Annotated in this window: 12 protein-coding genes and 4 pseudogenes; 11 read left to right on the top strand and 5 right to left on the bottom strand. The window is 44.0% G+C overall.

All coding sequences use genetic code 11. From position 1 onward, the window contains the following. Positions 1 to 461 precede the first annotated feature (461 nt). The 4 genes from AACQ83_RS15205 to AACQ83_RS15190 all read left to right on the top strand — a co-directional run bounded on the left by AACQ83_RS15205 (position 462) and on the right by AACQ83_RS15190 (position 4,326). On the top strand, positions 462 to 959 hold the full coding sequence (locus tag AACQ83_RS15205; protein ID WP_112878387.1) for a hypothetical protein: 498 nt from the start codon (positions 462 to 464) through the stop codon (positions 957 to 959). Next, entirely contained in the window at positions 959 to 1,432 is a 474-nt protein-coding gene (locus AACQ83_RS15200) for a hypothetical protein (RefSeq protein ID WP_112878386.1), read from the top strand. The genes AACQ83_RS15205 and AACQ83_RS15200 overlap by 1 nt, the downstream gene beginning before the upstream one ends. A gap of 571 nt (positions 1,433 to 2,003) precedes the next feature. Continuing rightward, on the top strand, positions 2,004 to 3,194 hold the full coding sequence (locus AACQ83_RS15195; RefSeq protein WP_240000820.1) for an ATP-binding protein: 1,191 nt from the start codon (positions 2,004 to 2,006) through the stop codon (positions 3,192 to 3,194). A gap of 193 nt (positions 3,195 to 3,387) precedes the next feature. Next, positions 3,388 to 4,326 carry a helix-turn-helix domain-containing protein gene (locus AACQ83_RS15190; RefSeq protein ID WP_112878384.1) on the top strand — a complete coding sequence of 313 codons (939 nt, stop codon included), beginning with the start codon at positions 3,388 to 3,390 and terminating at the stop codon, positions 4,324 to 4,326. A 273-nt stretch (positions 4,327 to 4,599) separates the two neighbouring features. Here the strand turns inward: AACQ83_RS15190 and tnpC are convergent. Further along, a pseudogene (gene tnpC / locus AACQ83_RS15185) lies at positions 4,600 to 5,233 on the bottom strand (IS66 family transposase); the annotation flags it as partial. Between the two features lie 223 nt (positions 5,234 to 5,456). Here tnpC and AACQ83_RS15180 point away from each other — a divergent pair. Further along, positions 5,457 to 5,666 (top strand): hypothetical protein, encoded by a 210-nt coding sequence (locus AACQ83_RS15180; RefSeq protein WP_146747905.1) that lies wholly within the window; start codon positions 5,457 to 5,459, stop codon positions 5,664 to 5,666. A gap of 59 nt (positions 5,667 to 5,725) precedes the next feature. Then, positions 5,726 to 7,202, top strand: a pseudogene (ltrA, locus tag AACQ83_RS24670) (group II intron reverse transcriptase/maturase). Positions 7,203 to 8,234: 1,032 nt separating this feature from the next. On the opposite strand, the gene AACQ83_RS15165 reads toward ltrA, so the two are convergent. After that, positions 8,235 to 8,795 (bottom strand): hypothetical protein, encoded by a 561-nt coding sequence (locus AACQ83_RS15165; protein ID WP_112878383.1) that lies wholly within the window; start codon positions 8,793 to 8,795, stop codon positions 8,235 to 8,237. Positions 8,796 to 8,811: 16 nt separating this feature from the next. Then, positions 8,812 to 9,483 carry a papain-like cysteine protease family protein gene (locus tag AACQ83_RS15160; protein ID WP_112878382.1) on the bottom strand — a complete coding sequence of 224 codons (672 nt, stop codon included), beginning with the start codon at positions 9,481 to 9,483 and terminating at the stop codon, positions 8,812 to 8,814. A 215-nt stretch (positions 9,484 to 9,698) separates the two neighbouring features. Here AACQ83_RS15160 and AACQ83_RS15155 point away from each other — a divergent pair. The 4 genes and pseudogenes from AACQ83_RS15155 to AACQ83_RS15140 form a co-directional block, all read left to right on the top strand. Next, positions 9,699 to 10,245 (top strand): annotated as a pseudogene (locus AACQ83_RS15155) (IS630 family transposase); the annotation flags it as partial. A 224-nt stretch (positions 10,246 to 10,469) separates the two neighbouring features. After that, the gene (locus tag AACQ83_RS15150) at positions 10,470 to 10,736 is read left to right on the top strand and encodes a hypothetical protein (protein WP_112878381.1); all 267 of its coding nucleotides are present in this window, start codon (positions 10,470 to 10,472) and stop codon (positions 10,734 to 10,736) included. A gap of 161 nt (positions 10,737 to 10,897) precedes the next feature. Then, positions 10,898 to 11,374 carry a plasmid pRiA4b ORF-3 family protein gene (locus AACQ83_RS15145; RefSeq protein WP_240000816.1) on the top strand — a complete coding sequence of 159 codons (477 nt, stop codon included), beginning with the start codon at positions 10,898 to 10,900 and terminating at the stop codon, positions 11,372 to 11,374. A gap of 191 nt (positions 11,375 to 11,565) precedes the next feature. Then, a pseudogene (locus tag AACQ83_RS15140) lies at positions 11,566 to 12,831 on the top strand (IS4 family transposase). 19 nt (positions 12,832 to 12,850) lie between these two features. Here the strand turns inward: AACQ83_RS15140 and AACQ83_RS15135 are convergent. Continuing rightward, complete coding sequence (locus AACQ83_RS15135) at positions 12,851 to 13,432, bottom strand: plasmid pRiA4b ORF-3 family protein (protein ID WP_112879833.1); 582 nt, start codon at positions 13,430 to 13,432, stop codon at positions 12,851 to 12,853. A 328-nt stretch (positions 13,433 to 13,760) separates the two neighbouring features. Between AACQ83_RS15135 and AACQ83_RS15130 the strand changes: the two genes are divergently transcribed. After that, on the top strand, positions 13,761 to 14,078 hold the full coding sequence (locus tag AACQ83_RS15130; RefSeq protein ID WP_112879834.1) for a hypothetical protein: 318 nt from the start codon (positions 13,761 to 13,763) through the stop codon (positions 14,076 to 14,078). A 270-nt stretch (positions 14,079 to 14,348) separates the two neighbouring features. On the opposite strand, the gene AACQ83_RS15120 is transcribed toward AACQ83_RS15130, so the two are convergent. After that, positions 14,349 to 15,357: IS4 family transposase (locus AACQ83_RS15120; RefSeq protein ID WP_112879835.1), on the bottom strand; the 1,009-nt coding region annotated here is incomplete at its 5' end.

Raw genomic sequence — 15,357 nt, 5'->3', positions numbered from 1 at the left:
TTAGGTCTTGTTTATTGTATTTTTGCGATATTGCAGGCAGGGGAAATAAGTTGCAATCTATTAATTAAAATGAAAGTTTTTTGTCAGGCTGAATGGGGAATATCAAAATATTAAAAAGATCATATGCTGGATTGTCTTATTAATTTCTTATTTCACATTGACAGGATTTCATCCTCATACCATAGTGATTACATCACTTGTTTTATGTGATTGCATTATTAAATAATTTGATTAATCTATTGCTTGGATATTATTGATTATTTATATAATTAAGAGTTATCAGTAATACACAAAAAATTATTTTTCGAAATATTTTATAAAGTATTTTTTTCGCTCTGATAGCATTCTATTACAACGTTCGACTCGGTTTATACAATCTATCAGCGTGTGTAGTCTGCTTCGGAAAGATGAAATTGAATGGCATCATCGGATATTTAACGCACCTATCCAGGAGATGAAAAATGTCTACTCAAATCGTGAATGAACCCGATCCGCAATATGTGGTGGCAGAAGGTGAGAAACGTGCTATACGCACGATTAAGCTATTTATTTCTCTGGGCTTTATCGCAGAGGCTGGATTTCTTTTAATGAGTTTTATTTTATTTCCCGACAATGGCCCTCTGGTATGGCGTCTCGTATGGGCGCTTGGTTTATGTGGTATTGGCATGGGGGCCGCCGTTGGGGGACTGACTTACTTGGTATCAGCACGTTTCACGCCAGGAAGTACCGGCGCTTATATCATGACCGCCGTGAGTAGCGCTCTGTTATTCAGTGTTTGCCAAACACTTTGTTGGGGCTTGGACCACAACGTGGGGCTGAATTATTGGGGTTCAATAGAAATGCCGTTGCTATTCCTGATTAAAGGATATACTGCCGCACTTATTGCTGGCATTTTGGGTAGTTTTCTTCTTAACTCAGTAACTGGTGCGAGATTTCTTGCTCGTCTCAAGGTCTTTTAGTGAATAAGAAATTAACTTTGCCTAACAGTTTCGCTATTTCCATATTTCTGGCTGTGTTGGCTGCATGCCTGAATCTTATATTATGGCGCGCTGATATTTTGGAAATGGCACATAGCGTCCCGCTAAAGGGGTTAATGATTATTTGGTATCTCTTGGGATGGGGTTTTGCTCCGGGTTGCCTGACCGCGCTCACCATCAATTCAATCAGGGGAAGATTACCTCAGAGGGTAGGGGCGGTGGTTGCCATGCTTATAAGCTTTCTGTTGGTTACAGGGATTTGCGGCTTGGTTTATGCTTACCTGACAAACTCCGCTTTTATGCAAATTGCTATGGGAGGCATGGCTAATCATCATTCTTCGGTGAATCACGGAACTATTCTTGGTTTTATTACGCAATTGCTGCCCAGTTTATGTGCAACTGTTATTTCAATCATGAATGCTTTTTCGATAAAAATGGGGAAGCAGTTTAGGTGATAAGGTCCAAATAAATTCTTGGTGGTTAAACCGCTATTATTATGTTGACAATTTATTACTTGTGAATTCGCTTCCAAAGCGTAGCTAGTCGACGGTTCTTCTCCCATCTTATCATGGTGCTCAGTCCCCCCGTCATAAAGCGAAAGATATTAGGCCCTAGTTTTGCGAATGCAAGATTGGGGCTTTTTCACGATATAGCTTTACAGTAAGCTTTTTAAGTCCACTGGTGCTCCTTATCCTCTCTGTGTGCTGGATACAGAGTTCACTGGCGTCGACTCCTCTACTGTCGGATATTGTTAGATTTATTCCTCCAATTACTCTGGCTTTTCGTTACAGTCGTGCCTTTAAGCCCAAAGGAAAAATTTTGACTGATGTGTAAGAACGTCATAAATTGACAAATAGACGAAAAGGAAACCAGCAAATAGACGCTATGAAAACCAGCATTTAGACGATAGCCATAGCCAACAAATAGACGGAGCAATTTAAGCTTCATTCTCCACATTGAACATAAAAGAACAACCTTGAGTAACGCACTACACCCAAGATAATAGCACCACAGCTCAAGGCAGCATTGGCTGATACACCAGTGGTGTGCTTGCTTGGTCCTCGCCAAGTCGGCAAAACAACGTTGGCGAAATCTCTAGAGCCTGGGCGGGCTTACCTAACTTTTGATGACAGCACTCTGCTTAACACAGCTAAAACCGATCCCACTGGATTTGTACAAAGCTTGCCAGAACGTGTCACACTGGATGAAGTACAGCGTGTGCCAGAGATCTTGCCTGCCTTAAAAGCAACTATAGACATTCATCGTCGACCGGGGCGGTTCATACTAACTGGTTCAGCTAATTTGCTGTTGCTGCCTGGAGTACAGGAATCACTAGCAGGTCGCGTCGAAGTAATCTTTTTGCAGCCACTTTCTGAACAAGAAAAGCAACATAGTCCAACATCGCTACTCGAACAGCTGATCACTAACAAAATTTCTCCTTCAATCAAAGGGGAACAAATCCTCATTGAAGGCGTAGCAGAAGCTGTAGTACAAGGAGGTTATCCAGAGCCGAATATGCGCAGTGAGGCGCGAGCTCGTCAGTGGTATAAGCAGTACCTCAACGCCATTATTCAACGTGATGTGAAAGACGTTGCAGCGATTCGAGATGAAGACGAATTACTGAGACTCATTAAGATCCTCGCATTGCGTACTGGTAGCCTTTTGAACATCAGTGGATTAGCGAAAGATGTAGGTCTTCAGCGAGAAACCGTTGACAAATACATCACCATTCTAGAGCGCTTGTTCTTAGTGAGACGCTTACCGGCTTGGCATAAAAACCAAGCCAAGCGTTTAATAAAAGCTCCTAAAGTTCATGTAGTAGACTCCGGTTTAGCTTGTGCTTTAAACAATATGAGAGTCGACGATTGGCATAACCTTAGTAATGACTTTGGTGCAGTACTCGAAAGCTTTGTGGTGCAACAATTGATCTGCCAATCAGGTTGGGGAGAACATGAACTGCACTTCTCCCACTATCGTGATAAAGATCAGGTTGAAGTTGATCTGGTTATTGAAGATGGTCGAAGAATCTGGGGGGTTGAAGTTAAAAAAGCGGCCAGCATACAGCCGAAAGACGGTATGGGGTTGGCAAGATTAGCTTCACTGGCTGACAGAGATTGGCAGGGAGGCATCTTACTTTACACAGGTAACAATTGTCTGCCAATTAGCCACGTACCGAACACATTTGCAGTACCAATGAATGCGCTTTGGGGGCATTGATATCTACCACGTTCTAAAGGGCGTCTTAATTTAGCCCAAACTTCACTTGAAACCAGCCTCAATGCAGATAAATACTGAAAAATTAATAAATTGCAATTTTTTAGTAAAAAATGATTGAAATATACTAAAAAATAAGCAAGACTGTTTTTACTACATTGTTAGATATATTTAGTAAAAAGAAAGGAACCTCACAATGATAAGTGAAGCTTTGGTAGAACTAGCCCTGCGTACTTTATCCTGCACCCAAAAAGAATTGGCCAGTCGACTTGGGGTATCTCCCACTCAGATCACTAAATGGAAAAAAGGTGAACATATGTCGCTGGATATGGAAAAGAAACTCCGGGATGTAGCAATGATAGGTGAACTGGACCCTGAATTTATTCTCTGGGCGGGTTCTTATGAAGAAGCTGTTAAATGGCAAAAACTCATATACCGTCTTGCTGACATGGCTCACGAGAATGCAGAGACTGGGTATATTACTGACCCCTTGCAGGACGAGATGGATCTCTTATGTTCAAGTGTTTCCAGTGTACTTACAAGTATGGGGATAAGGTCGCCGAAGTCATTCCCTGAAGAGCTGGACGTTGATGAAGATGAAGAATTCTGGGATGCAGTAGAAAAGGATAATTACGCTAATATCATCTACAAAATCTTCAATGCACTTAATAATGTTTATGGCTTCTACGCTGCTTACATTTCTGACTTTATCTATGATGAAGAGTTAGATTTATTTGAAACAGAGGCAGGAAACATTGAGTCCTGCTTGGTTGATCTAGCGGCCTGTAAAATTGAGGTTGATACAAAACTGGCTCCTAGGTACAAAGAATTCAAATATAATGTTATGAAAGATTACGAAGAATGGCTCAATATTGTTAAGGATAAAGCGTTTCGGTCCGGCGTTCCTCTTAGGGCAGAACTGCTCGCGTTAATTTATGATTCTGGTGACAATCTCGGTCTTGAAGCCGAAGCAGAAAGTTTGGGGTTCAATTCTTCACGTATTCATCCAGATATTTATATGAACGAACTTCTGGTTGGCATGCGTACGATTCACCAGGTTCTTCCCGCGATATTGAAAAAGCTGGAAATTGACAAAGAATTTCAACTAGATCCATCTGCTTTTCATATAGGATGATTCTGCTATTAAACACCCGCTCATCTGGCAGCCCCCTAAAATCAGGGTGTTCTGCCAGATGTATAACGAGTGATGGGTATTTTCATCCAAGCAGATCACCCAATAACCCCCTGTGATATCAAGATGCTTGCTAGCCTGTATTTCTCCCTGATTGGTAAGATTATCACGGATTTTGACTGACAGGATTGCCTTCTTTATCGTAAGGCTCCGGTGAACTCACCTTGCGTTGTCAGATAACAACAAAATGGGATGTTAACTGAAGGGATTCTCCGGCTAGGGGAGCAGCTCATTCAACCGATTGTTCGGCCAGGCCGGTAACCGGGTAAGGACATCACGTAACCAGAACCAGGGCTCATATCCGCTGGCTTTGGCGCTTTCCAGCAGGATCATTATCATGGCGGCCCGTTGCCTCGCAGGCAGCAAGCCCGCAAAAAGCCAGTTCTTTCGGCCGACCGTCACACCCCGGCGGGCATTCTCTGCCCGGTTGTTGTCTATCGGCACCCGGCCATCATCCAGATAACACACAAGGGCCGACCAGCGCTTCAGGGGATAATCTATCGCTTTGCGTAACCCGGAGTTGGGGGCCGTTTGGGCCTGAGTCGTCTGCAACCAGGCTCGAAACTCATTCAGCCACGGCCGGGCATAACGCTGCCGCCACTGACGCCGTTTATCCGGAGGCCGGTGTTTGATTTTTCGCTCCAGCTTGTACAGTTCACGAATACCTTCCAGTGGCTGTCGTATTGGCGCTGGCCAGGTATTGTTCAAAGAACTTGCGGCGGGCATGGGCCCGGCAACCCGCTTCGGTGATATCAGCCCGGGCATGCAGCGCATTGTAACCCGCATAATCATCCGTCACTAATGTGCCGCCTGACCAGTCTTTCGGCATGCTCTGCGCATAACGGCCACTGTGCCGCCATTGGGTCACAGGGTGTTGTTTTTGCTCCGGGGTATATCGGCTACGGCTCATGGTGTCAGTCTCCAGGTGAAGATAAGGAAGCGGTAGCGTGCAGGGGCTGGAAGGGAAAGACAAGGTGAGTTCACCGGAGCCTTAGTACGCCAGGCAAGCTGGCGATAGAACAGAGGGTGAAAGTCCCTTCCGGGTACGCCCGGTCCTTTAGCTATGCGCGACTGTGGGTAACTACTGTCGTGAAGTATTAGCGAAGGCACTCACAGGCCAGGTATTGAGCCACGAAATCGGTAAATCGGAGGTGGTGATGCAGTTAAGGGAAGCAGAAACTTACAATGGTCAGGGTGTATTGGCGAAACCTGACCATACCTCCCGGGGTCGGAGACCCTGTGCATGTGAGGAAGTTCGTCGCGTGGAACCTGGGAGATCCTGAACGGTTTCCCATCGTGAGCAGTTGGGACGATAAGGTCTAAGTGTCAAAGCAGAAGCCTTATGGAGTTCAGGAAGTCGGACGGGAGTATAGTACCGGAGAAATCAGTGAACAAAACAGAAAACAATGTGGCGGAATTGATGGAGGGAAGGCTCCCGACCAAGGGGAACAGCCAACAGTGCGCCCGTATCCGGACACAGAGCCGGGGAAATACGACGTTACGCCTGCTGGCTGTGCGAAAAGCAGCAAAGAGGGATAGGAAACAACAGTTTACTCACCTTTTTCATCACATCAGTGAAGAACTGTTATGTCAGAGTTTTCAGCAACTTAAACGTCAGTCTGCCCCGGGCTGCGATGGTATCACATGGGAAAACTAGGCAGAAAATCTGCAAAACAACCTCCATGCGCTCCACGGCAGACTTCATCGGGGGCAATACAGGCCCCAGCCGGCAAGGCAGGTGATGATCCTGAAAGAAGACGGGACAGAAAGGCCATTGAGTATCCTGTGTCTGGAGAACAAAATCGTGCAGCAAGCGGCTGTCACGGTCTTAAATCAAATCTACGAGACCGATTTTCTCGGCTTCTCGTATGGGTTCAGACCGGGCAGAGGGCAGCACGATGCTCTGCGACGCGCTGAATGTGGCAATAATGGAGAGGAAAGTCAATTGGGTGCTGGATCTGGACATCAGTCGGTTCTTCGATACCGTGGAGCATGACTGGCTCATCCGGTTTATTCAGCACAGGATAAGGGACGGTCGGATGTTGCGATTAATCAGGCAGTGGGTCACGGTGGGGATAGTTGATGAACACGGTCACCGACAGAAGTCGCATTGTGGCACGCCGCAAGGTGCTGTCATATCGCCACTGCTGGCGAATATCTATCTGCACTACAGCTTTGACCTCTGGCTCAACGCATGGCGAAAGCAGATGCAAGGAGATGTGGTGATGATCCGATATGCCGATGACGCGGTTCTGGGCTTCCAGAAACATCAGGATGCTCAGGCGTGCCAATTCCTGCTACAACGACGTCTGATGCAGTTTGGGCTGAAGGTACACTCAGCGAAAACCCGGTTGGTACGATTTGGTCGCTTTGCGTTAAAGCAATATGAGGAGCGACCGGAGAGGGGCAAGCCGGGGACGTTTGATTTTCTGGGATTTACGCATTATATAGGACGACTACACACGGGCAAGGATGCGGTGATGCGCAAAACTCAACGAAAACGACGTCAAACACAACTGAAGCGAATAAAGCAGGGGCTGCGGCAACGGCGGCACAACCGCCCGGAAGAAACGGGACGGTGGCTGAAACGAGTGGTAGAAGGGCACATCAATTACTATGGCGTCCCCTTCAACAGCAGAGCATTGTGTCAATTTGTGGAAGAAGTGAAGCGGATGTGGCTGAAGTCACTGAGACGGCGAAGCCAGAGGCACAAAATGACGTGGTCGCGTTACAGTCAGTTAGTGAATAAATGGATACCGTCCCCCCGAATTGTACATCCTTATCCTTTGCAGCGCTTTTACGCCAAACACCCGAGGTAGGAGCCGGATGCGTTAGTAGCGCACGTCCGGATCTGTGCGGGGGGGTAGCCGGTAACGGCTATTCCTACCGCGACCCGTTTGAATAAAGGTTTGTCATCTGCATATACAGGCTGAATAACAAATACAGCCCATCCGGCCAACCCTGTCATTATTTTGCCAAGGGGCACCATTGCCATAATTAAACCGATATCATGATCTTAATTGTGATTAAAATTTTTAGGGAAAATTTGAGAGGCAGTATTTTAGATTAAGTTATGTTATTTTCGATATAGTGATTTGATTTTGAGTCAAAAATGGAAATATTTAGATTAACCAGCTTTAAAACACAAAAATACCGCACCAAATTAGCATTAGATCAATCCATTACAGGTCAAACTAAGTGATTATGTAGTGGCGTATGAATTTTCGACACCTCACAAGCCTGCTATCAATCTTCATCATATAATTATTATCCCACTCTACCTTCTGGCGCCTGGTTTTCACGCTTACTTTAGCTGTTTTCTCATTTTTGGGTAGGTTAAGGGCTATTTTATTCATGAATGCTATGTTTTCAGCTGCATGACTGCTGCTGTCTTTATGTACTGGAAACAACACTGTGGGTCTGATTGTTCAAATTAGACCCACAGTGTGTTTCCTTCCGTACTGTATTGACGGGGGAATCAAGCCCGTCTATGTCGAAAAATCCCGGCTTTGAGCAGACTGTTTCCTCATCACGGGGAGCATAAAAATTTGTGGGGCACTTTAGTTAGTTGGTGGTAAAATAGGAAACGCAACCCGCCCGCTATCAATTATCGAGCCATGAATATTGATACCGTTGACATGGCTCCTGCTTTTAGGCACTATAAGAAGGCTAGGAATCTGAGAGGATCCACACCTCATCTCCCAATTTCAGTACAGTGCCAAAGGCTAAGTGGTTGGAATACGTTCATTACATTCTCCTACCTTTGCCATAGAAAATGAATATGGCGATTAAAATAAAGTTAAAAAGATGCCCACTTTTTTAACTGTGCACTATAGCTTAGCATCTTAGAGTCAACCTGTTTGCGCTATAATTTTGTTGGAAATTTCTTCCACCTCATACAATTTGTGGATCGTGATATCATGAATTAATGTTGGCTTAAGCGGGATGATAATGTCGTGAATTGGGTTGTGTAACCACAGAGCTACAAAATAACACCAAGGTAAATTAAGTTGCCTCACTTCATAGCTTTGCTGTTGAACTCTGCTATCCATTTCTGCTGCAAGGAGCGCCTCAACTGTCGAGACGGGTATTGGGCCATCAAGGGTCATTGAAGAGACGATGAGATTTTCATCGTGCATGTTCAAATGGAGATCGGACACAACAGAGCCGTCTGACCACAATAGATACCGCCAACCTGTAGCGCGGGCAGCCTTGATCAAGGATTTCGTTTTTTCAAATTCATTGCAATCGACATAGTACATTTTAATCGGGTTCGACGATGAGACGTCGTTGGTATTTATTTTATTGTTTGTATCAGCTTCGCTAAGCGAGCCTCCATCTATAATATCTTGTAAAAAAGAAACTATAACACTATCTGCCCCGCTTGGAGCACTCACAAAGTTAATAGTCATTTGCGTACCTCATGTATTATATTGGTTTTTTAGTAAAGTAGGTCTCTTGCCATTTAGCCATTGGATCACCATAGTAATATGACGGGAATGTATCGAAATTCTCCAACGTTCTCGTATTGCTCCACGGGTCGCATACTTCCCAAACTCCATGATACGGCTTTTCATTGAATACAGATGATATCACCACTGCGTGCGCCTTAGCGTTACCTAATTTGGCAATTGGGTGCGAGAAAGAAACGGCAATGACAAATGGCTTATCATTTAGTAGTTCTGTCATAAGAGCAGGTACATAACCTTTTCCTAGTATTTTTTGCCCCAACGCCCCTATCACCGCCAAGGACTTGTCTGGATCTCCCACATCATTACAATCATTCTTTGGAAGGGTGCGATAGGGAGCTACACAAGTTCCAGGCGGCGTAATATTGTTGGATTTCTCATAAATTGACGCTTGTCGGTGAGAATACGGCGTCTGCGCATAATAACTGCCTATACTTGCAGCCACAGCGACCCAGCACCAATACGTTTGCTCCTGAATCTGCGAGTACCCTTTACTCCAGAAATCCGTTAAGTAGCCTGTCTTCCCATCAGAATACAAGATGTTGGTTTCTATGCTACGTTTGGAAGCGGAAAGCGCCACTTTTTTTAAAGAAAGGCATCTCGGTAAATTGCCATTTTGAATATCAGTCATGTTGTCCTCACTTGTTGAAAATGTGACTCCAGTTTTAGAGTTTTAAATCACGAATCTTATTGGATTGTATGTCTGAAAATACAATATAAGATTTATTTTTTGTTATAAAAATGTAAAATTTATCAGAGGTACATTAATAAATTAACCTTATATCTTGATTATTCTAATTTTCGCAGAGCGGTAATCTCCTGACTGATCATCAGGAATGCTATTGATTGGATGAATCCTTATCCAACGTGTCAGAACAACATCCTGTGTTTTACGAAGATGAAGTTGATATTGACCTTATACCCCAAAATCTGAGCGGACTGGTGTCTGAAAGGGCAACAAAAACGGGTCATGACGCCGGGAAAAAATCAAAAATACTACCTTGCGGACTGCCTTGACGCCCAAACAGGCCAAGTGACTTATGTCAGCGGTATAAAGAAAAATTCTGATTTATTTATCAAAATGTTAAAGAAACTGAATTGCCAATATCGCCATGCAAAAAACATCACGTTGATTTTAGATAACTATGGCATTCATAAAAGTCGGAAAGTCAGGGCATGGCTAAAACAAAATCCTAAATTTAATCTGTTGTTTTTATCGGTCTATTCGCCATAGATAAATAAGATTGAACGCCTATGGCAATCATTGCATGAAACTGTCACATGGAATCATTGTTGTCAGTATATGTGGCAATTCTTGAAAGGCGTTGAAAAATTCATTAACTTATTTATAAAAACTTATTTATCTCTTATCCCCAACCATAATTTACGTTAAAATAAATATAAACAACTAAAAACAAACATACACTATAAATAAAAAATAATATTATTTATCAAAAATAAGAAGGGGGCACGTATTCAAAGTGTGTATTATGAATTTAATTGTATTGCATCTAATGCTGTTTAGTGCATATAAATTGCAGTAAAACCTTAATCGTAGAGTTGTACTGCAATCACAGTTTTCAACACATTAAATACATAACCAAGAAGGGATAAAAAATGTCACATATTCTTCCAACGTCAATTTTAATAAGTACATTGCCAAACAATAAAATTGCATTTACTGCACATAATGCAACAACGGTTATTAATTTTGAACCACTAGATTATACCTCAGAAATAGGAAATACATTAATTCTCGCTGGGCAGGCTTTGATCACAGCAAATTCTCGTAATGCTCCAGGCTTTTTCTTAATTGAATATGAAACAATCAATGGTTTAAATTTTTATAGAAGAATGGTTATACCAATTGCAGAAATGCCTTAATACTGACCCTATAAGCAAGAGAGCATGAAAAAGCGTGGGGCAGTCATCATCAAATGCTCCCCGCTGACGATAGAATACTGACATTATTTCACTACGTCTCCATCATCCGCTTTGCTATGAAAATGTACACGATTAAGCTCGCTGTTCGTGGTGTCAGTCCCATGGTCTGGCGTCGGCTGAGGATTGCTACTGATACGTCACTGGCTGCGCTTCACTACATTATCCAGATAGTACAGGGCTGGGATGATGATCACCTTCATCAGTTCCACATTTATGGCAAAGACTACGGCATCTCTTACGAAGGAGGCATCGCTTTCCCGGATAATCCGTACAAGGTCGTGATTGATGATTTTGCTTTTGATGTCGGCGATCGCTTTGCCTATCAATTCAACTTATTTGATAACTGGCTTCATGACATTCGCATTGAGACTATCCATGATAATTCAGACCTGAAAACACCATTTTGTCTGAGTGGTCATGGAATGCCGGGGGGGCGACATGGGCTGATGAAGTGGACAAAGTCCTGGCATTATTTCGTGCGATTGCGGATGACTCGACCACGGTCGGTGATATTCGTCCCTTTATTGATGCACTCGATACCGTCCGGTTCAACCGACAAAAAGTCAATCAACGGCTGAGGCAGCTTAATCTTTCTGCTCCGGCCCTTGAGCCGGAAGTACTCTGGCTGTAGGCCACCTGTCTATAAAGGTATACCTTTATCATAAACAGGATCTTTAGCGCCAACTGGTTATTTTAGATAGAAAAAAGGCTTTATTTATGATCTGATAATTGTCGCCAAACAAAATACCGAGATCAGAGAATAAAGCCGATGACAATTATCTCCACAAAACTTCAGTTAATGCAATTCTTCAGTAACACTTTTCTTGAAAAAACCGCCCGCCGATGTGGCTTTATGGAACGACTCAGAAATATTGGGCCACAGTCTCTGGTTCTCAGTCTGATAGCCGCACTGAGCAAAGGAAACTGTCCCTCCATCGCTGACCTGCACCGGTAATTTAACGGCATGTGTCTGAGTGAAAAACACACTGTCGCCTATAAGCCCTTTCATAATCAGTTGCGTAAAAGCGCTTTCGCCGATTTTATGAGGACACTGGTGACGTTCGCCATGACTCAGTTGATTGAAAAAGCTTTGCCCCCTTACCCAAAAATTCAGCCAGTTTGACGATATCCTCTTGCAGGATGGCAGCTCATTCAACGTTCATCCCGAGTTAGCCGGGGTTTTTCCCTGTCGTTTCAGTCCCCTGAAGGCGGCGGTTGAGTGCCATATGACCCTGTCTTTGTTCAGCCAATCGCCTATCGCCATGACGGTGACCGCAGACACGGCCTCCGAGCGGGCTTATCTGCCTGCCCCTCACACCTTACGCAATACATTGCTGTTGGCGGATGCCGGTTACGTGGATTTCGGGTACTTCGAGCAATTTTCCCTGTCCGGGGGGCATTTATCGTGCGGGGAAGCCAATTGCTTAATCCCCTGATTGTCAGCGCCCGAAATGGACAGGGGCGACAATTACCGACACTGGCGGGCAAAAAACTCCGGGAGATTAGTCGCAAAAACAACCGTGCTGAAGTACTGGATTTCACCTGTCGGCGTGGCCGATTCGAATTTCGGGTCATCCGACGTTGGTTTGCGCAGGAAAAACGCTTTTGTTTTTGGCTCACCAATCTGCCGCCATCCCACTTTACCGCCGATGACATCATGGCGGTTTATCGCTGTCGCTGGCAGGTCGAACTGCTGTTCAGGGAACTAAAATCCCACACCAACTGGACAGGTTTTGCGACCGGCCAGAAAGCGATAGCGGAGGGGTTCATTTGGGCAAGTCTGCTGGCGTTGATAGTCCGGCGCAGTCTGGCGAGGCGGTTTTTGCCTTCAGTTTCCTTTCTCAAGGCAGCCAAAAATGTTGATGTCTGGTTGTTGCCGATATTGGGCGCGATTATTCATCATGCCGGGTCGGAAATAGAACACCCTCTGGATTGGGCTCTGAAATATCTCGCCAAAAATGCGTTGAAGTTGCCCCAAGGAAAATCCAATAAAAATAATGGGTTGGAGGGTATTTTCGAGAGACTTAATGCTTAAGGTTCAGTGTATGATACCTTTATAGAGTCCAGTCTAAGCCTTGTGACCCGTTAGGCGTGTAAAAATCATAGTTCTTTAGTAATCGGTTGAGTCGATGGCGATTACATTTAACGCGATTGAATTCGTCGATGAATTCTTGGATGTCACCCAATGTTGTACTGTCATCACTTTCGATAATAGCTTCTAAGAGCTTCAATGTCGCTTCGGTTTCATCATATTGATTGGCATCAGGCATACCTTGCCCGCTGAGACAGAATGGCGTACTTTTATTTGAATGAAGTTCAATCACGTCGATGCGGATGTCCAGTAACCAATGCCGAAAGAGATTATACTCATAAGTGAATTTATCACGGTTTTCGAAATGAAAAGACTCAAGGGAAATTGTCCAGGGATAATCATAAAAGCTGAGGCCACCTTCATAGCAGATGCCATAGTCTTTGCCGTAGATATGAAAGGTGTGGAGGGAGTCATTATCCCAACCAAAAGCAAATTGTAGTAGAAAATGGAGGGCGCCCAATGACATATCACTCTTTATTCGAAAGCGTCGCCAGATCATGGGGCTGACACCCCGAATGGCGGCTTTGACTATGTATATGGGCATAATTTTCCTTTCACCATGATGATAAAGCGAACGATCATACTCATTGATGAAAGGGATACCCCACAGATTTTTATGCTCTCCTAGATCCTCTAAAGGATCGTCAACGATCCTTTAGAGACCTTTCTTCTGGCGTCAAACTTGCGAGGCTACTGTTCGTGTTGAGCATGATATAAAAGATTGGCATAGCATAAATGTTACATGTGAACAACTTATCAAAAGATTAGAGGAAGCAGGGTTTACTCCCGCCATAGTATATTCTTGGAATTGTACTAATCAAAACCAGATCTCTAAAAAACTTACTGAATTTCTGATGAAACAGAGGCCATAAATGTTTATTAAAATTGCTGTTGTAAATAAATCAGGTAATGTTGGAAAATCTACTATTTGCAATATTCTTTTAAAACCTCGTATTGAAAGTGCCGAAGTTATCAGAGTTGAGTCAATAAACTTTGATGGCAACGAAGAAGAAAAAATTAGCGCAAGAGAATTTAACGACATTCTTAAACGAATTGATATTTCAGACAGTGCAATTATTGATGTTGGTTCATCCAACATCGAAATATTTATCAATCAAATGGAAGCCTATAAAGATAGTCAGGAAGATATTGACTACTTTATTATTCCTGTTACTCCTCATCATAAATAGCAAGTCGATAGCGTAACTACAATTGCCAATCTTATTGATCTAAGTGTAGATGAAAATCGTATTAAATTCGTATTTAATCAAGTTGACAAAAATATACCGTTAGAACGCCAATTTTCAGACTTTTTTAGTGGTATTAAAATATTTAAGTCCATCTTGGATTCACATAATAAGTGCAACATCGTTAATCCGAAAGTAAACATGTTCGTATTCCCTTAAATAATTCATTCGGTGTTTTCCCACCCCGTGTTTTTCCTGTCTCTTGGTCACATCTCAAAAGCCAAGAGACTTCGCTATCAAATGGCCCTCAATCAGCACTTGTACTAAAAACCAGCCTTCCCACAGAGCTTCCCATCCAACGCGCCCATTACGCTTCGAATCTTGCCAGCCCGCCAGTTTGCCCAGCGTGATATATGCCCAGTGAACACTGGGCACTTTCCCCGGCAGTTTTTTCTTCTCGACTTTCCGCCATAATAACTTCCCCGCCAGGGGGCTCAGGAGCGTTTCGCAGCTCTGTTGTTCCGCCTCTTGCCTGTTCAATCCCGGATAGCGCAATTGATGAACCCTAACGGCGATAAAAGCCTGTATGACTATCATTTTCTCCAGGTTATCCTTGCTTTGCATACGCAGCTCTTCAACCTGCGTTCCGCCGCTTTTCCACGCTTTGTGGAACTCTTCAATCAGCCCGCGTTTTTCATAGTAATCCAGGATACGTTTAGCATCTTCTTGATTATTGACGGGTTTTGATGTCAAAAGATGCCAGCAAAGTGGTGAGTCAGGGTTGATTTCCTGACAGCCGACATAGTACAGCGGGACTGACTTACCTTGTTTTCTCATCGGCATTTTGATGGTTACCGGCGCATAACGTATCTCACAGAGCGCCTCCCGGGCTTTGCGGCCGCCCCGTTGCCTGACCTGAACCTGTCTTTCTCCTGCGGACTGCAAAGTATCGCTGAAGGTATAAAGAGTCTCTTCACTCTCTGCTATCCGCCGGCTTTGCATTGAACGAACAACAAAACGCTGCTGATTCATGACCTTATAGGCCAGGTATTCAATCACATCAGATTCCCGATCACAAACACTGATCACCTTTGTCATCTCCGGCCCCAAACGCGCCGCCATCGCCCGCGAAGCGGCTTCCCACTTCGCGCTTTTTTTTTCTTGATACGGGCGGGTCTCACGCTGTTTTTTCTTGCCATAGTCATTGATGTTTCTCACCCCGCGTTTTTGTTCAATCAACCCGACAACCTGTTGTTGATTGGGGGCAAAAAGCAGTACTGAA

The organism is Photorhabdus sp. S10-54, from assembly GCF_963878145.1.
Classification (GTDB): Bacteria; Pseudomonadota; Gammaproteobacteria; order Enterobacterales; family Enterobacteriaceae; genus Photorhabdus; species Photorhabdus kayaii.
Note: the sequence above shows the minus strand (reverse complement) of the source record. Positions and strands in the feature narration are given on the sequence as shown.